Genomic DNA, 18,149 nt, shown 5'->3' with positions numbered 1-18,149 from the left:
CTTTGTGTTTCTTTGCGGTAAAAAATCCGTCCGCATCACATACATAAAACTCCCTTGTGCCCCAGGCTTGGTTTAACGGACCCTGGTGTACAGGGGAGTTTCCTGTTTCATCTCCTTCCCCATTGCCAATCCCATTAAAAGCCTGAGAACGGAGTAGAGCGCCCCCGGGCTACGGGTTTGTTGGGCATTAAAGCCATTAAAGCCCGCAACAATAACTTCACAAATACAAATGCCGGTGAGGACACCGGCATGAGCATCATAAAAAAGCCCCGCAATCACTACTGCGGGGCTTTTGCTGTATAAAATTCGCTCTGGTCACAAACTCGCTAAGATCACTCACGACTGACGACTGACGATTCACGAATCGTACCCGCTTGGATCACTCACCACTGACCACTCACCACGCACAATCCTCCTCATTCCGCCCGCAAACTCTTCACCGGGTTGGCTATCGCCGCACGCACGGCTTGCAGGCTGATGGTGAAAAAGGCAATTAACATTGTGGCCAGCGTAGTGTAAATAAAGATGATCCAGCCGATGCTGGTTTTATAAGTAAAGTCCTGCAGCCAGCGGTTCATTAACCACCAGGCAATGGGTGAACCAATCACCACCGCCAGCGCAACCAGCTTCAGGAAGTCGATGGATAACAACGCAACAATTGATTTTTCACTTGCACCCAATACCTTGCGGATGCCGATTTCCTTGGTACGCTGTTCTGCACTGAAAGCAGATAAACCAAACAGGCCCAGGCAGGAGATCAAAATAGCCACACCAGTGAAATAACCAACGATAGCAGACAACCGGTTTTCCGCTTCATAATTTTTCTGGAACTGCTCGTCAAGGAAATTAAATTCAAATGGATCATTGTTGTTTAAGCGGCGCCAGGTTTGCTGAATAGAAGCAATGGTATGCTGCACGTCTTGTGAATTAATGTGTACTACCGCATAACTGAAATCATCAAACCGGTCATTTAACCTGAACCCGTACGGACCAATCGGCACATGCAGGTCTTCGTAATGAAAGTCTTTTACCACCCCCACAATCTGCAGCGTGGTTTTGCTGCCCTGGAATTCCGTATACACCCGCTTGCCAACAGCATTACCGGTAGTATAACCCAGCAGGCTGATGGCCTTTTCATTCAGTACAATACCATCCGTGCTATCTGCCGGGAATTGTGCGGAATAGATGCGGCCTGCAATGGAGCGGATACCCAGTGTTTTGAGATAATCAAAATCAATAAAATTCAGTTTTATTTCTTTCCCGTCGCGTATGCTTTTTCCTTCAGCATAAAAATTCTGATCTGTTACATTGTTAATGCCAGGATAAAAAGCAGAACCGCCTACAGACAGTATATGCGAATTTTTCTCCAGCGCTTCTTTTAGCGCAGGGAACATACGCCTTGATTCATCACTGCGCAGCGAAAGAATCACCTGCTGGTCTTTATCAAAACCCAGGTCTGCCTGGCGCAGGTAACGCATTTGTTTAAAAATAACGGCCGATGCAATGATGAGTATAATGGATATCACAAACTGAAATACTACCAGCCCCCTGCGCAGCGTAACCGCAGCAAATGAATTGGCCAGCTTGCCTTTCAGTACCTTTACAGGTTTAAACGACGACAGGTAAAAAGCAGGATAACTGCCAGCCAGTACACCGGTGATCACCGCAAGCACCAGGAATCCCGCACACAGCGCAATCATGCGGCCATTGGTTAACACAATGTGCTGACCGGATACTTTTTCAAACAAAGGCAGCAACATGTACGTAAACAGCAAGGCCAGCACGTACGACATAAATGCCATTAACACAGCCTCACCAAGAAACTGCGCCACCAGCGAGGATCTTGCAGCGCCCAATGTTTTGCGGATGCCTACTTCGGCCGAACGTTTGGTAGAACGCGCCGTAGCGAGGTTCATAAAATTGATACAGGCAATAAGCAGGGTAAACAATGCGATAGATGCCAGTATATACAAATACATCGTGCTGCCGCAGGGTGTTACATCATCGGGCATATTGGCGTGCAGGTGAATATCTTTTACCTGCGTAAGAAAATGTTTTTTGGAAAAGCCCGCAGCCTGCAGGTCTTTACCTTCGTATTCCTCTACAAACCGCGGCAACTGGCTTTCCAGCTGTTTTGCATTGGCACCCGGTTTCAGCAACAGGTATGTATAAAACATGTTGTTGTTGGCAAGGTTCGTAGTGTTGCGCACAAAATCGCCGTATGAACCGCCGTACATCGACAAAAAGAAACGTGCATCAATATGCGAAGGTGTGGCAGCAGGTTTAAACACGCCGGTTACCAGGTAATCGTGATCACCGTTGGTATTGCTGCCTATATGAATCACTTTATGCAGCGCAGGCTGGTTGCCGAATATTTTGCGTGCAATGTCTTCTGAGATCACAATATCGTACGGACCTGTTATCGCCGTGTAAGCATTCCCTTCTGTAAACTGGTAAGTAAACAGTTTAAAGAAACCAGAATCTGCCGTAAACCCCTTCTGCTCGTACCAGGCTTTGCGCTCGCCACCGGGTGCCTGGTATTGAAACAGGGTTTTATCTTCCGAAAACAAACGCATTATACGGGCTGTGCCTTCAATTTGCGGATACACCTGCTGCAACACATTGGCCATTGGTGAAGGCGTGTTGCCGGTACGCTGATCAGCCCCGTTTAAAGTAAAAACAGTACCTACCTGGTACAATCGGTCGCCATGCACATGCTGTGTATCGTAACTGGTTTCATGCAACAGGTACAGCGTAATAAGCATACAGCAGGTGAGCCCTACCGTGAGACCAATGCCGTTAATAAATGCAAAAGCCTTGTTCTTTTTGAGATTGCGGAACGCCACCCGCAAATAATTCCTGATCATACGCGCTGAATATTAGGTTACTGCTATGTATAGCAGCACATGGTGTGCCCAATACAATACCAGCTGATAATTAATTATTTATCAGTCATTTAAGATGAATAAAAAAGGAATAACTGTCCGCTTTCGATACGCCCGGTGTACGTTTTATCATCTCCGGGGCAGGGCTATGTTTCCTGCAGTTGCAACAATTTCTGGCAGGCATGCTCCCGGTTTTTCTTAAAGGCGAGCAAGGTAATGGTTGAGCCGAGCGTGAGGAAAAACAGGGCAAATTCATCCCTGATACGCAGCGGGTGCACCATATGTATACCCATATCAATAAGAATGAGGGAGAGCAGAACACCGGTAAATATTTTCACCGATCCTGCTGCAAACAGGCTCGGCAGCAATACTAATTTTTTCTTGGCGGTATGCTGGTTGTATTGCTGAATACCGCTGCACACATGGTACAGGGAAGATGTTTCGGTTACTTCTTTTGCCTTGTTTCTAACACCGTGCTCCACAAAAGAAAACTGGCGTTTTTTACCGTAGTCATCAATCAGTATAAGGATATAACCATCGCGGGAGAAAATGATTTTGAAGCTGTCTACCTTTTCCCACAACACCCGCGACGGCCTGCCGGAACCTGTTACCGTAAAACCTTCCGGCTTTAACTCAAGATCAACCGATTTGATGAATTTATGTTTCATCACCACGAAAGCCAGCATAGGCACCACGAAAAACTGGATGGTGGTAATAAAACGCACCAGCTCGCTATGCCCCGCTACGCCCGGGATTATCACCGCCAGTAATCCGCTGAAAATAAACATCGACAGAAAGAAAAGCGTTCCCCTTAACGGGTAATATCGTTTGGTATGCACAAGCTGTTCATCCATGGCAACAGTAGAGCAAGATTGTATAAAATGAAAAATAAGGTTGATGATATCCTGTGCTTTCGCTTCAGTAAAAGGGCCATTTGCATAACCCGCAATCGTTTATTCCTTCACCGGCAATGCGGCAAATATAACAAATGCCGCCATATTCCCCGGCAAACTTCCACCGTTACACCGGGCTATCAAATGGAATATGCATGCAGCAATAGTAAAAAACAAAAAAGGGCATGATGCCCTTTTTTGTTTAAGATGCCCATGCCGGTGTCTCCACCCGGCATGATTCGCCTTTTATTTGTAACCAATGCACTGCCGCAGGCGATTAACACAAACAAGCATAAACTACCGCTATCAGCTATTCGCTGTGCTATTCACTTTTCAAACTCTTCACCGGATTGGTAATCGCAGCCTTAATAGATTGCACACTCACCGTACACAATGTGATGAATATAACTGCCACACCTGCACCGATAAATATCCCCGCTCCCATGTGCACCTGGTAAGCAAACGAATGCAGCCAGCGGCTCATCATCCACCATGCAAGCGGGAATGCAATACAAATAGCCACTGCCACCAATTGCAAAAACTCAACTGACAATAACAAGGCAATCTGCTGCACAGTTGCACCCACCACTTTGCGGATACCGATTTCTTTTTGCCTGCGGCGGGCAGTAAAAGCAGCCAGGCCAAACAAACCCAGGCAGGAAATAATAATCGCCAAAGCCGCAAAGTATTTAGACAAGGAAGCCACCTGCATTTCGGCTTGGTACTGCCGTTGAAAAGCCTCATCCAGGAAATGATAATCAAATACAAAGCCCGGATTCACCTGCTGGTACAAGGCACGTATCTGTTCTATTACAGCAGCTTCTTTGCCCTGTTGCACACGCACCATCATTTTAAAATTACCGGCAGAATCACCCGTTTGCAGCGACAGGAACATCGGCTTCACTACTTCATGAAACGATTCAAAATGAAAATCTTTTACCACACCAACCACATGCTTGTTCTCATTGCTTACACGCACTGTTTCGCCAAGCGGATTTTTAAAACCCATTGTTTTTACCGCCGCTTCATTTAAAATAATACCCGTGCTGTCTGTACCGTACTCCCTTGAAAAATTACGGCCTTCAGCCATTTGAATATTCAGCGTATGCAGCAGGTTGTAATCTACCCCTGCCGCTTCAAAATAAATATTCCCATCATCGGCAGTCATACCACGCCATTGCACTCCGCCGATTGCAAAATTGTGTCCCACGATATTGTGCGAAGTGCCACCGGCATCTATCACACCCCGAATGCGGCGCAATGCTTCCGTAAAACGCGCCTGGTTGCCATTCAGCTTGCCATCAGAAGCAATTACAAGCACATTGTCTTTGTTATAACCCAGGTTGCCTGATTGTATGTATTTCATTTGCTGGTATACTACCACTACCGCAACAATAAACACCACCGATAAGGTAAACTGGAATACCACCAAACCCTTGCGCGCAAACAACTCGCCCATTGAGGTACGCAGCTTGCCTTTAAGTACGGCCACCGGTTTAAAGCGTGACAAATAAAAAGCAGGGTAACTGCCCGCCAGCACGCCGGTAACCACTGCAATCAACACAGCAGGCAATACAATGCCGGTACTTAACCGCAATGTAATTTGCTTACCCGTTAAATGGTTAAACTGCGGCATCAGCAACAATACCAGCACAAAGGCAAAACCCATTGCAAGCATGCTCAGCATCACTGATTCACACAGAAACTGGCACACCAGGTTGGTACGGGTAGCACCGGCCACCTTCTTGATGCCCACTTCTTTCAAACGCCGCGAAGCCCTGGCCGTGCTCAGGTTCATGAAGTTGATGCACGCGATTAAAAGTATAAACAATGCGATCAGCGAAAACAAACGCACATACTCAATACGGCCGCCACTGCGCACACCGTCTGTATATTTTCCGTACAGGTAGTGGTCTGCATAAGGCGTGGCCATTACGCTGCGCGAAGAATCACCGGTATTGCGTGTAACAATATCTGCCAGCTTTTTATTGAATGCAGCCGGTTGCATCCTTGCTTTCAGCAGTACAAAATTGTGCGGACCAGTATTGCCCCAATAGGTTATCCAGGGTGATTGTGCGGCAAAGTATTCGAGCGATAAGATATAATCAAACTGTTCGGTGGCATTTGCAGGCATGCGTTTAAACACACCTGAAACTGTGAACGTATGCGTATGTTGCAGCTGTATGGTTTTACCCGTAATATTGCTGGTGGTGTTAAACAGGCGCTGTGCCAGCTCATCGGAAATAACAATCCTGTCCGGGCTTGCAAGCACCTGGTCTTTCTGCCCTTCCAGCAGGGGGAGGGAAAATACCCGGAAATAATCCTTGCCTGCATACTGTCCGCTGGCATTGAAATTATGTTCTCCTTCAGTCAAAGTTGATTTGGGAAACCAGCCCGCAGGTATCACTGTTACCGCATATTGTACACCCGGCACATCCCTGGCAACCGCAGCTGCCAGCAAGCCCGATGATTCTTCTGATACACCAATTTTCCCGTTGTAGTTTCTTTTCTCCATCAATTGCATCAGCCGGTCGCTGTTATCGTAAAAGCGGTCAACATGCAGCTCATCTATCACCCACAGGTAAATAAACAGCACACAGGCCAGCCCTGTAGCCAGTCCGGCAAGGTTTAACATCGTAGACTGGCGATCCTTCAGCAGGTTACGCCAGGCAATTTTGAGGTAGTTCTGGTACATGTAACAGATTTAGTCAGCAGAAAAACACTAAATACAATGCCATATCACAGCATCCTGACTATCAATTACGTAACTTAGTAATAACCATACAGGGTGTACACTAACGCACACCAATTGCCTGTTTTGGTACAACGCATATGAAAATTATCAGCCTCACACCGGTTTTATATACTGCCGATGTAAGATCAACCATCGATCTTTATGTGGGTGTACTGGGCTTCAGCTGCCCCTTCCCCGACGACAACCGGGCCACCATACATCACGGCGAAACAGCGATCATGCTCTCCCTGCCCAATGCCCACCTGCCTTTTGAAAAAGCACATTTTACCGGGTCTTTTTATTTTCGGCTGCATGATGTGGATGCCTTGTGGGAGCAATTGAAAGACACCACACAAGTCGTATACCCCATAGAAGATTTCCCTTACGGCATGCGCGAGTTCGCCATTTACGACAACAACGGCTACATACTCCAGTTTGGCCAGTCCCTCGAAGAACAACACACCGCCACCCTCGACTAAGTGGCCAACTAACCAAACAGCCCCGCTTCAGCTGAAGCGGGGCTGTTTGGTTATGAAGATGCTATATCAGGCAACAAGCTTATCAAATGCTTCCTGCTCATTTCTTCCAGACCATAATATAAACTCGGCACTCTTTGAAGTAATGGCTTCTAAAAATTCAGGCTTTATCTCTTTTTCCGTATCATTTATAATAGCCACAGCTTTTACTTCTTTCTTACTAATTCGTTCTCTCACTGGCTTAATATCCTGCCAGGAAAAAAGAAAGCTGGGAAGATTCATGGTGTTTAAGCTGTTAAACGATTTTAAAACAATCTCTTCATTTTTATGAGCAATCTGGAAATCAAACGTAAACTCTAAACCGGTTACTCCCTTCGAAATAAAATCAGGGGTGAAGATGATTTGCTTCTCATTCAGAAAATCTCTTACATCTTCTTTAAAAACCGTTGATACCTGGTGAGACGACAGCATTGCCATATCATTCAGCTCAATGATAGCAGAAATAAAGTTATGCTTTCGCTGAGGGAAGTTTTGTTCGTTAGCTTCAATCAGTAGCTCATCATTTTTGAGGAATACGCCATACGTCTGCAGTATCTTATTCGCAATCTCCTGCCTTTCACCACGGTTTAGCTTAGTGCCCGTTAACTCCAGGTTGTGAACGGTTTCCCCGTTATCAGATAAAGTAATTTTGTTCTGATTTTTTTGAACATATATTTCAATCAGATCATTGAATAACCCAGTGAAGGGCGTACTTATAGCAGCCCAGCCAGTTCCGCTATCTGCAGCAACTGCCGTTTTAGAACGCAACCAATTGTGATAGTCGTCTATCAATGGATTAATCCAATTCATAACAAACGCTGTTGTATTACAAATTTACCATTTAAGTTTATATACCTCGTAAATTCAACTATTGCACCGCAGTATTGCTCGTGAGATGCAATGCTTTTCACCTTAAAGCCGTCATACCCGTCAAGTGGAGCAGCCCATACCAGGTCTTTATATCCCTGCACATGAAAATGAATGTGAGGTTCATTTATAAAAGTACGTCCCGCATAAGGCAAAAGCTTTGCAGGAACAAACGGGTTTATCTCTTCCGGGTTCCGGTGAGAGCTGTTAAAATCAACACGGATTAATCCACTCTTCATTGTATCCTCCTGGTGATGCAACGAAATTTTAAAGACTTTCTTTTGGTTGTTCGTTATGTCTACTATAAAACGCCATTGATCATCATCAGGACTTATTAACTGTAACCTGATTTTCTCATCCCGTGGATTAATAGTACTTGAAGAAGACGCCAGCTGCTTGGGTAGTTTTAATAAATAATCGGCAAGGTACTGTTCCATTGATAGCTATAAAACATTTACACAGCCGGCGACATCAACGCAGGCCATTGGTTAATTGGGGGGAACAGATGGGCAAAATAATAAAATTGAGATAACACTCCAATTAAAACAAAAACACCGCAGCCAAACGACTGCGGTGCAAACTGTGCATTAAACCAAAACCTATTCAAACTATACCTATGACTTGTAATAATCTTTTCTCGCCTGTAAAATAGTTTCGTCGCGTTCGCGCCTCAACTGTCTTACTTTTTGCCTTCTTTCCTTGCCTGATAAAGTGTTATCCAGTTTTACCGAAGAAATCTTATCGGCATAATCATTTTTAATATCCGATACCTGTATGTCAAGCCTGGTTGGCCTGTGGTATGCTTCTCCGTAAGGGTACAGGGGGTAGCCATAATAAAAGCCCCAGGGTGAGTAAAACGGACTGTAATAACCAGCCCCTACCACCACAGTTGTGCGCGGACCCACAAAACCACCGCCGTGGTATCCGCCTGAAAAATGACCGCCGCGTTGGGCAGAAGCGCCTGTAACCAATGCCAGGGAAAGCAATACTATCATCATCTTTTTCATATCTCGTGCTTTTTGTTCTTATATATGAGACGCAAACACAAGGCAGAAATTACATGGCAGGTTTCATTATAACGTAACGCTAACAGTACAGGCACCCCAGGCTAATAGGCCAGGTTATAGTGATCGCATCATTCATTCATAACTAATTCTTTATCATACTGCCGATTCTTAAATTTCTGCACCGATTCCAATTCACATTTGCTTTGTATTTCACTACTGACCATTCACTATTCACCCGCTTTTCCTCACAACTGCACCACCCGCTTCCCATCTATAAATCTCGTATCCTTTATCGCCCCCGTACCATTAAACCGGTATTGCACCCCCACAATATCACAGGGTGCATTGGGAAAGGTTAAACTATAAGCCTCGTGATCATTCACATAAAAATGCACCTGCTTATTGTGTGCTTCTACGCGCAGCTTTACCCAGTTGCTTAAGTCGCAGCCAAAGCCCGACAAATCAGCATTGGCACTGGTTACCTGGACACCTGCTGCAGCCAGACCAATATCACCCACGCATCCCTTTGCACACAAGGGGATAATAAACACATCATTCTTACACAGCAACAAAACGCGCACATACTGGCAGGCAGCTGCTCCTTCCTTATAATCGCTCTTAACAGCAGTTTCAAAAACAAAATTGTCTGTGCGCAGCGGCCCCATATCTTTTACATTAATAAACTGCAGCTGCGGTGGCAATGGCTGCATATCCAGGTTGTGCGATTGAAGCGTTGCAGCATTTACCTCGAGGCGATCGCTGCGCAGGTATTCTTCCTGTTTAAGATACAAGGGAATGGGATCACGATGCACCAACGCCATCCAGCCGCCGGAGTTGATAAAAAGATCATGTTCTTTAACAATCTGTGCACCAATCATCAGCTTGGCCCTGAAATAACCGGGGTAGTAATAAATAGTAGAATAACGGGTTTGATTTTTAGGCACCGCCACCTTACGGCTTACATCCCAGCTTTGGGCAATAAACACCGAATCGCTCGGGCTTTCACTGGCATTATAACTAAACACCACCGAGCTGGGTACTCCGGATGCCACCGTTGTTTTGCTGCTGAAACTATAGCCGGCCGTGTTTACCAGTGTGCCGGCAGGTGCATGACTTTTATACGCAATGCTTACATACACCACGAGTAACAAACCTGTTAATCCCGGCAGCAGGTACAGCCAGCGCTTTTTAACAAGCTTCGCCGCGCGCGGGCCAGGCAATGGCCTATCCATTGCCGGTACAGGTGGGGGCACGGTGGCAGCTTCTACTGCACACTGTTGCTTAAAAGCCTGCCAGTCTGCATGCCCTGCATAACGTGCCAGCGTATTCAACGTGTTAACGGTGGGCAGGTTATCATACTTCAGTTTTCCCCACAACCGTTTGAGTGTGGTAATGCTGAGGTTCACACCGGTATCGGCGAGAATGGCTTCGCCCAGTTTTTCAAAGTCATAACCTGACCAACCGGTGCTGTCACCGCGGCCCAATTTGACTTCAACCGCCTGCAAACAATAAGGCAGGCAAATGTCATCGGCATATTGCGTCATAAAACAAACATTGTTTGTTTCCCCTGGTGTGCATGTGAAAGCGAGATACCCGTTTGCAAATCAACCGGTTACGGTGTTGCATCAACTTGCATCAACTTGGCGCGGCCTTGTTGCCGCATTGCTGTGCAGGTTTTTCACTTTTGTGAAGTACGTATCATTCTCTAAAGTTCAAACCTTACTTCTCATGTTCCAAAAATTAACCGCAGTTTTCTTATTGTTTTTATCCCTGCAGGCCATTGCCCAGAAAAACAAAGCCCAGCCTTCCGTTATTAACGTTGCCTTAACTGCCGGCAATTGGGATACGGCCCATGGCGTAGTCACCTTTGGCGAATACAAATCGAAGCAAGCCATGCAGCTACAGGGCGGTGCCACTACGGCCGTGTTAAAAGATGTTGATTTCACCGACGGCACCATCGAGTTCGACATAGAGCCGTCTGACAGGTATTTCAGTTCGTTTTATTTCCGCTATGCCGGGAAAGACAACAATGAGTGTTTCTATTTCCGCACCCAGCGTGCAGGCAATAACAGCGCCATTGATGCCATACAATATACACCCACAATAAAAGGTGTGAATTTATGGGATATGCTATTTCATTACCAGGGCAATGCCCGCTTTGCCGCCAATGAGTGGAACCACGTAAAACTGGTGATCAACGGCAGGCAGATGCAGGTTTATGTAAACAGCACCACACCCACCCTTAATATACCCATACTGGAAGGTGATAGTCCGCACGGCGCGCTTGCCTTTCAGGGTACCGTAAACATCGCCAACCTGGTAATACAGCCCGGTGCAACAGGCAATTTACCCGCCTTCCCCGGACCAGACCCTACTGCCAACGATCCCCAATACCTGCGCAAATGGTTGCTCGGCAAACCCATTGTAGTGCCCGATTCGGTAGAGTTCAGCCAGCATTATATTCCCGCAGCCAATGCTGCCTGGGATACCATTTGGGCAGAACGCCGCGGATTAATTAACCTTACCCGCCAGTTTGGCGGCAGCAAACAACGCAGGCTGGTATGGCTGCAAACCAATATACACGCAGATTCTGCGCAAACGCGCAAAATGCAGCTGGGCTTCAGTGATGATGTATGGATTTTGCTCAACGGCAGGTTTTTATATGTAGACAGGAACACCTATGGCTCTCCCATTATGAAAGAACCCGAAGGCCGCTGCACCATCGACAATACCAGTTTCAGCGTTCCGTTAAAGGCAGGCGATAATACGTTACTCATAGGTGTAGCAAACAACTTCTACGGATGGGGCATTGTAGCGCGGTTAGATCAGTTACCCGGCATTCACCTCGAATAATAGCAGAGATGATGGTTTGATGGTTTATGACCACTCACTACTCACTTTGGGGTCGGCCCTTCTTCGCCATATACGAAGTAATAATCGCCACGAACGAACCCGCTGCAAAGTTACCCAGCAACATATCAATGTACAGGATAAACAGCATTCCATTGGTTTTGCCATGCACCATATTGACAGGTGTATCTGACATAGTTCTGTCCGCCGGACCAGCAGATACCAATCCCGGCACCATGATAAATACCAGCAGCAGTGAAACAACAAAAATAACTGCAATGGCCAGGAACGTAACAACATGCGCTGCGGCGATGGAGCTGATAGCTTGTGGATCGCGTTTGCTGATATTATACATCATAGCAAATACAAACATATACGCCATGAACAAAGCATTGCCAAGATAGAGCAACCATGCCTTTTCGTAATCGGCTTTCATTAGGAAGAAGAACATCGGTATGCAATACAATAGCGCTGCTACCACTGAATATTTGAGATAAGATAAGATATGCAGATTCCTGAACATAGTTAATTGCTTTACGGATGAGTGCCAAATCTCCTGCCACAAGTTATCGCATTCAATTTCTGGCTGTTGAATAGCGCCTGCCGGGAGATATTTCCTCACCGCCCGCTATTTACTGCTGCTAAATTCACAAACATCTATGTAACCAGGAAATAAAAAGAGCGCAGTGGGCATGCCCGCTACGCTCTTTGTTATGTCTTGTTTCTTGTGCCGGAAGAACATACCGGTGAGGACACCGGCATGGGCAGGATATTTTGCCTATTCACTATTCACCGGCTCACGCCCCTCACTGCGCCAGCACCTCCACCCACCTGCCGCTCACGCCACCACTAATGGTATGATCGTACATAGCTTCACAATAAACACCCGGCCAGAAAAACTTACCCGGGTAAGCCGCATTGAGCTGCACATAATACGTAAGTGTTTCACCGGCTTTAATATTGAAATACTGGTACACCCGGTCATCTCGGATATCCATATAATCGCTGGGAGATGATTTAAAGGCACCTTCACTGTTGTACAAACGGGTATTGAGAATCTCCCATCCGCCGGGGAACAACTGCGACAAAGCCATTTGTGAATAAGCCCCACGTGCTCCCGGGTTACGTACTGTTACCTTCGCAACAAAATCAGTTCCCTGTTTAATACTGGCAGGATTAATAGGCTGGCCATTGGTGGCAGTATAGTTCACAGTAACCTGCAACACCGCAGGGTTATTATTTACCGGTGTTGTATCACCCATTAGCGGCTGCCCCTGGTTAATCACGCGTACATACAAAATGTTGTTGCCCTTGTTGGTAACCTTTATACCGGCCTTCCCGTTTTGCCAGCCAACCGTTGTTTGAGACAAAGCCGTTTTACTGTTAATGCTTGCAGACGCAGAACCGGCGTTGACAGCTGCCGTAATTTTTTCACCATTACCATTAATGCCGCTGTATTTAGCGATCGCGATTAACGCATAGGCCGTGGTTTGCGTGCTGTACCAGCTTTCCTGCGACAGACTGGCTGCCACGGTACGCACCAGCTGATCAGCTTCTGTCTTGCGCCCCATCAACGTCAAGGTCTCCAGCACCATGGCTTCATCACGCAGGTCACTGCCGAAGGTGACACCTGTATATGGTCGCGGCTGGAATGTAGTTGGCTGCCCGCTGATTAATTGTAATGCAACCTGCTGCTGCCCCATCAGCTGGTACGCAGCCGCGAGGCGCCATTTACCTTCGGGCGACAGGAACTTAAATTCTTTCAAACGGTTCATGGCAGCAAGCTCCGGAGCTTTAGCCAGTGCCAGCAGGTACAGGCGGTAAGCCTGTAATAAGTCTGTACCATACCAGGGTGCTTCTGTTACATTCCAGGCCAATGCCTTGCTGCGCTGGTATGCACGCCACTGCTGTAACAATGCTGCCGGCACATTGTAGCCTGCTGCAGATGCTTCCAGCAAAAAGTTACCGGCATAGCTGGTACCCCATTCATCGCTGGTGCCCATGCCTGGCCAGTAGCTGAACCCGCCGTCACTGGTCTGGAAGTTCTGTATCTTTTGAATACCTGCTTTAATGTTGCGTTCTACCTCGCCTTTGCGCTTATCGCTCAAATCAGTTAGCCTGTTCAGCACCAGCTGCGGGAAAACCGCTGAAGTGGTTTGTTCAATACACCCGTGCGGGTACTCAATAAGGTAGCTAAGCCGCTTCTCCAGGTTCATGGCAGGTATGCTGGATACTTCCAGTACAGCCTTACTGCTGCTGCCCTCGCCAATCATCCCGATATTGGTGTTCCAGCTTTGCCCTGCACGCAGCGTGGCTTCAGTTACCTGTGTAATGTAAGGGTTCGCATTGCGTATATCCAGCTCCACATCATAGGCTGCTTTTTCATTACCGCTGGTAGCAGTAATGTGCACAGTACCGATGCCGGTGTTCGGTTTTACCTTTGCTGTGAAATAGGTTTGCTGTTCACCTGTTTTGGTAAAGCTTACGGTTTGTGTGCCGCTCGCTTCAATAAACGGATTGGTTTGTATACCCAGGTTCACCGTGCGGATATTGTTTTCAGTAGCAAACACCGTTACCGGTATCTTCAGTTCTTCACCGGGGCCCAGTACACGCGGCAAGGTAGCCAGCAATAGCAGCGGCTTTTTCACCTGCACACTTTTCTCTGCCATACCATATGCATGTTCACCTGCTGCAATTACCATAGCACGCACACTGCCCATATATTGCGGTAAAGTAAACTGGTGTGTTTTACTGCCGCCGCCTGTGGTAAACGGCCCCATAAAACGTACCACCGGTTTAAAGCGGTTGGCCCTGCGTGTTTTGGATGCCAGCGTGGCTTCACCGTCACCGCCAATGGTAAGAATGCGTTCCAGCTCACCACCCCACGCACCGATTACATCGTCATACAAATCCCAGCTCTTTACGCCCAGCGCTTCTTTGGCAAAAAAGCCATCGTGCGGGTTGGGTGTTTTAAAGTGGGTGAGATCGAGCAAGCCTTCATCTACAAGGGCAATTACATAAGTCATGCTTTTACCATTGCTTTCAGAAACCGTGATATTGGTTGGCTGCTCAGGTCTTATCACATTCGCCATCTGTATTACCGGGTGCAGCACCGTGTTTTTATCTTCTACTGCAACAGGTATTACACCATACATGCGTATCGGCAGGTCGTTCACGGTTTGTGCATGTGGCTGTATCAGGCTTACGTTTACATATACATTCGGGGCCATATCGGCTGTTGCCTTAAATGAAAAGCGGGTTTGTCCCTGCTCCGTTTTAACCCAGTAGGTTTTAATCACCTTGCTGCCATTTTCAATGCTGATCAATGCACGTGCATCTTTACTACTGGGTATGGTGAGTTTTACTTCATCACCCACATTGTATTTCTCTTTATCGGAAGTAAAAGACAACATGGCTGCAGCAGACGCATCGGTATTACCTGCACGGCTTTGCCAGCTGTCATCATCCACGTAAAATGTTTTACCGGTTACATGCCCGCTGTGGGTATCTTTTACCAGCAGCAGGTAACGGCCCCAACTATCATCCAGTTTTACATCGTAACTGCCGCGGCCATTGCTGATGGTAACAGTTGCTTCTTTCACCAGCTTGTTGTATTCATTCTGTGTAAAATTGCTGAGCCCCTCGCCGCTGTTATCCCACCACCAGCGCCATTGTATTTTGTATAGTTCTATTTTCAGTTCGCTGCTGCCACTGAGCGGGTTACCCCTGGTATCTACATCAGCCAAATCAAAGCGATGGGTTTTACCTGCTGCAAGATAGCCCCAGGTTTTATCTCCCTCAGGCATATGCAAACCTGCATAACTGCTGAACGGGTTAAACGGCATGGCGATATTATCAATGCTGAAATTACCTCCCGGCTCAAATACTTTTACTACCAGGTTGGCCAGCAGCTGCCCCGGTGCATGGTCACCCGCTTCAAATGCAGGGCTGATAGATGCAGTGCCCGTTGCACTCAGCGCACCATCAAATATGGTTTTTGATTCTCCCGTGAAACCGGCCGTAGGGTCATCAAATACATAGTCTTTAAACTTGGGAAAAGTGGTGGTTCTTTTATACAGCTGCGCATCTACCCTTGCTTTCAGGTTTTCTGCCGTAGCGCCAAACAACCAGCGTGCACTGAGCGCTCCGGTTACCGCTGCATTTTTACCCAATGCATCCAGCCCGTTAAAATTAAGATCAATCTTCAGCCTGTTGGGCATCACGGTTTCTATCTTCAGTTTCTTCTCAAAACTGGCGCCACCTATTTTCACTTTACATAACCAGTTGCCGGTAGGCGCATCTGCATCGGTTACTGTTTTAAAGATATTAAAGCCATTGGCCGCATTGGTTTGCACCATACGCTTATACAGCTGGCCGCGGGGTGAAATCAAATCCATTTCTATGGGATGATCTTTGGGCAATGTGTTGTCTTTGTCCTCTACAATACAGCCCAGGTACAAACTATCACCAGGCCGCCATACACCACGCTCACCAAATATAAAGCCCTTGATACCGCCCGATACTTCATCACCACTCACATCAAAACGGCCCAATGGCAGGCTGCTGCCGTCATCCAGTTTCAGGTAACTTTTCTCCGTACCGCTTTTGGCTACCAGCAAATAAGGCTTGCGTTTAAAAGGTATCAGCGCCCAGCCATCTTTATCGCTCGATGCTTTGGCAATAACCTGCTGCTGGTAATCGAGCACCTGCAGTTCCACGTTACCCATGGGCTCGGTGGTAATGATATTGTTAACTGATACGAACAGGTTGTTGTTATTGCTGCGTTTGGCAGTTAAACCGATATTGGTTGCGATAATGTTGCGGCTGGCAAAACGTTCTTTGTTGAAGTACGATTTTGAGCAGGGATTGTCGCGCTGCTCCCAGTTATAGCCATAAGGGTAATACGTATCATAACGTTTCCAGAATGCATCGTCATCATCAACGCCGTTGTTATTATCATCCTCATAATATTCACCTTCTTCCCCGTCTTTCGCATCAACTGTTGTGGTGCAGGTATACAGGGAATATTCAGGTTTGAAACCGATAAACACGCGGTAAATAGCGCCCGGCTCTGTGCGGATGTATTTGTCTATATCCAGCGAAAAGCGGTTTTTCTTGTGCAGGTTCAGTGTTTTGTCATCATCCAGCTTTAACGTGGCTTCTACGAGTGGTTTGGCTACACGGCGCAGGTTTTGATCGCCGCCCAGGTTATTGTCCTGTAAAAACTGCGCTACATTGTTCTCATAAATTTTGATGATGGCCACATCTACTGCCTTCAGGTTCGTTGCATCAAAAGGCAGTACCAGTTTGCCGCTGCTGTTGGGCAGTATTTCACCACGGCCATGAATTTTTACAGCTGGCAGCCTGTTCTCAAAAAACAGGTTGGCAGAAAAAGAACCAGGAAGCTTTTCGCCATACTGGTCTTCAATACCTGCATGTACGGTTGCCGTGTAATCACCTTCCAGCCTGTTAGAGGCGTATACTTTTACTTCACTGCCCAGTATGGTATAACTCAGTTGCTCCTGGTTGCTGATAGCGATCAGTCCGTCGAGTGTTTGCCCCACAGCAAGCGGTTCGCTGAATTGTACCAGCGCGTATTGTTCTTCTTCCTGCACAGCACGCACCTGCATTACTTTAAAATCACCGATGGCAGGCACTTCAATTTCCTTTTTATCCTGCTGCTGCATACCCAGTGCAGCACCGCTCCATTGCAGCAACAATTTGCCTGCACTATGGGTGCGGCTAATGCTGTCGATTACGAATGCATGTGTTTTGTTGGCTTCGTTGTGCTGCCAGCTTATTTTTATACCGCTGCCGTTGAATGATGCCTGCAGTATTTTTTCAATATTGGCGGAGGTTTCCACATCGGCAGTTACAATTTGCCCGCTCAGGCTCATGCGTTCCTTGTTAAACGCACGCAGACCATTATCCTGCACTTCAAAAGAAGGCCTAATTGTTTGCAGGCTAAAAGTAAAATCACTGAATTTGGAGGGCACATTCATTACCTTTCCCAGCTTGAATTGCACTTCATACAACTCGTCGGGTTTAAGGTCTTCTTCAGGCTTAAACTCGATGGTGCGGGCATCTGTCCAGTATGCTTTTCCTTTAACACCCGGCGAAATGTCAAACAGGTTTTCTTTTACCGTTTCGTTAAGCGCATGGGTTACACCGGCATCTGCGGCAAGCTGTATGCGGATGGTACTTTTTTTAGATACCACGCCCGAACTGTAAGCGCTGATATACTGACTAAAGGCAGGATCTACCGCAATTACCTTGCGGCTTTTGTTACAGGCAAATAAAATACCTGCACACAATACCCATAACAGGTACCTGTTGAAAAGGGAGGGCCATACTGGCGTCAACATGTGGTTGCAATTTATAAAGTGAAAAATACTCAA

General features: G+C 46.8%; 11 protein-coding genes. 2 read left to right on the top strand and 9 right to left on the bottom strand.

Going from position 1 to position 18,149, the window contains the following annotated elements:
• Positions 1-416 precede the first annotated feature (416 nt).
• The 3 genes from DXN05_RS23640 to DXN05_RS23630 all read right to left on the bottom strand — a co-directional run bounded on the left by DXN05_RS23640 (position 417) and on the right by DXN05_RS23630 (position 6,473).
• Positions 417-2,867, bottom strand: coding sequence for an ABC transporter permease (locus DXN05_RS23640; RefSeq protein WP_116849787.1), 2,451 nt, complete (start codon positions 2,865-2,867; stop codon positions 417-419).
• A 164-nt stretch (positions 2,868-3,031) separates the two neighbouring features.
• A complete protein-coding gene (locus DXN05_RS23635; RefSeq protein ID WP_116849786.1) occupies positions 3,032-3,739 on the bottom strand; it encodes a hypothetical protein in 708 nt (235 codons plus the stop codon).
• Positions 3,740-4,100: 361 nt separating this feature from the next.
• Positions 4,101-6,473 (bottom strand): ABC transporter permease, encoded by a 2,373-nt coding sequence (locus DXN05_RS23630; protein ID WP_116849785.1) that lies wholly within the window; start codon positions 6,471-6,473, stop codon positions 4,101-4,103.
• 137 nt (positions 6,474-6,610) lie between these two features.
• On the opposite strand from DXN05_RS23630, the gene DXN05_RS23625 reads away from it, so the two are divergent.
• Complete coding sequence (locus tag DXN05_RS23625) at positions 6,611-6,991, top strand: VOC family protein (protein WP_116849784.1); 381 nt, start codon at positions 6,611-6,613, stop codon at positions 6,989-6,991.
• A 66-nt stretch (positions 6,992-7,057) separates the two neighbouring features.
• Here DXN05_RS23625 and DXN05_RS23620 read toward each other — a convergent pair whose 3' ends face one another.
• The 4 genes from DXN05_RS23620 to DXN05_RS23605 form a co-directional block, all read right to left on the bottom strand.
• Positions 7,058-7,837: a DUF1828 domain-containing protein gene (locus DXN05_RS23620; protein ID WP_116849783.1), complete on the bottom strand. Its 780-nt coding sequence runs from the start codon at positions 7,835-7,837 to the stop codon at positions 7,058-7,060.
• The gene (locus DXN05_RS23615) at positions 7,834-8,331 is read right to left on the bottom strand and encodes a DUF6978 family protein (RefSeq protein ID WP_116849782.1); all 498 of its coding nucleotides are present in this window, start codon (positions 8,329-8,331) and stop codon (positions 7,834-7,836) included. Before DXN05_RS23615 ends, DXN05_RS23620 begins: the two co-directional genes overlap by 4 nt.
• Positions 8,332-8,508: 177 nt before the next feature.
• Positions 8,509-8,901 carry a hypothetical protein gene (locus DXN05_RS23610; protein WP_147314075.1) on the bottom strand — a complete coding sequence of 131 codons (393 nt, stop codon included), beginning with the start codon at positions 8,899-8,901 and terminating at the stop codon, positions 8,509-8,511.
• A 245-nt stretch (positions 8,902-9,146) separates the two neighbouring features.
• On the bottom strand, positions 9,147-10,445 hold the full coding sequence (locus DXN05_RS23605) for a hypothetical protein (RefSeq protein WP_116849780.1): 1,299 nt from the start codon (positions 10,443-10,445) through the stop codon (positions 9,147-9,149).
• A 184-nt stretch (positions 10,446-10,629) separates the two neighbouring features.
• Here DXN05_RS23605 and DXN05_RS23600 point away from each other — a divergent pair, with 184 nt between their 5' ends.
• Positions 10,630-11,754, top strand: a complete 1,125-nt coding sequence (locus DXN05_RS23600) for a family 16 glycoside hydrolase (protein ID WP_116849779.1) — start codon at positions 10,630-10,632, stop codon at positions 11,752-11,754.
• A gap of 37 nt (positions 11,755-11,791) precedes the next feature.
• On the opposite strand, the gene DXN05_RS23595 is transcribed toward DXN05_RS23600, so the two are convergent.
• A complete protein-coding gene (locus tag DXN05_RS23595) occupies positions 11,792-12,274 on the bottom strand; it encodes a hypothetical protein (protein WP_147314073.1) in 483 nt (160 codons plus the stop codon).
• Between the two features lie 283 nt (positions 12,275-12,557).
• Positions 12,558-18,116 carry an alpha-2-macroglobulin family protein gene (locus DXN05_RS23590; RefSeq protein ID WP_116849777.1) on the bottom strand — a complete coding sequence of 1,853 codons (5,559 nt, stop codon included), beginning with the start codon at positions 18,114-18,116 and terminating at the stop codon, positions 12,558-12,560.
• Positions 18,117-18,149: the final 33 nt, after the last annotated feature.

Source organism: Deminuibacter soli (genome assembly GCF_003412455.1).
Taxonomy (GTDB): Bacteria; Bacteroidota; Bacteroidia; order Chitinophagales; family Chitinophagaceae; genus Deminuibacter; species Deminuibacter soli.
This window is presented reverse-complemented; position numbering and strand designations above follow the sequence as displayed.

Coding starts and splice junctions, on each gene's coding strand:
- DXN05_RS23640 (WP_116849787.1), bottom strand. CDS start 2,867: ATGATCAGGAATTATTTGCGGGTGGCGTTCCGCAATCTCAAAAAGAAC.
- DXN05_RS23635 (WP_116849786.1), bottom strand. CDS start 3,739: ATGGATGAACAGCTTGTGCATACCAAACGATATTACCCGTTAAGGGGA.
- DXN05_RS23630 (WP_116849785.1), bottom strand. CDS start 6,473: ATGTACCAGAACTACCTCAAAATTGCCTGGCGTAACCTGCTGAAGGAT.
- DXN05_RS23625 (WP_116849784.1), top strand. CDS start 6,611: ATGAAAATTATCAGCCTCACACCGGTTTTATATACTGCCGATGTAAGA.
- DXN05_RS23620 (WP_116849783.1), bottom strand. CDS start 7,837: ATGAATTGGATTAATCCATTGATAGACGACTATCACAATTGGTTGCGT.
- DXN05_RS23615 (WP_116849782.1), bottom strand. CDS start 8,331: ATGGAACAGTACCTTGCCGATTATTTATTAAAACTACCCAAGCAGCTG.
- DXN05_RS23610 (WP_147314075.1), bottom strand. CDS start 8,901: ATGAAAAAGATGATGATAGTATTGCTTTCCCTGGCATTGGTTACAGGC.
- DXN05_RS23605 (WP_116849780.1), bottom strand. CDS start 10,445: ATGACGCAATATGCCGATGACATTTGCCTGCCTTATTGTTTGCAGGCG.
- DXN05_RS23600 (WP_116849779.1), top strand. CDS start 10,630: ATGTTCCAAAAATTAACCGCAGTTTTCTTATTGTTTTTATCCCTGCAG.
- DXN05_RS23595 (WP_147314073.1), bottom strand. CDS start 12,274: ATGTTCAGGAATCTGCATATCTTATCTTATCTCAAATATTCAGTGGTA.
- DXN05_RS23590 (WP_116849777.1), bottom strand. CDS start 18,116: ATGTTGACGCCAGTATGGCCCTCCCTTTTCAACAGGTACCTGTTATGG.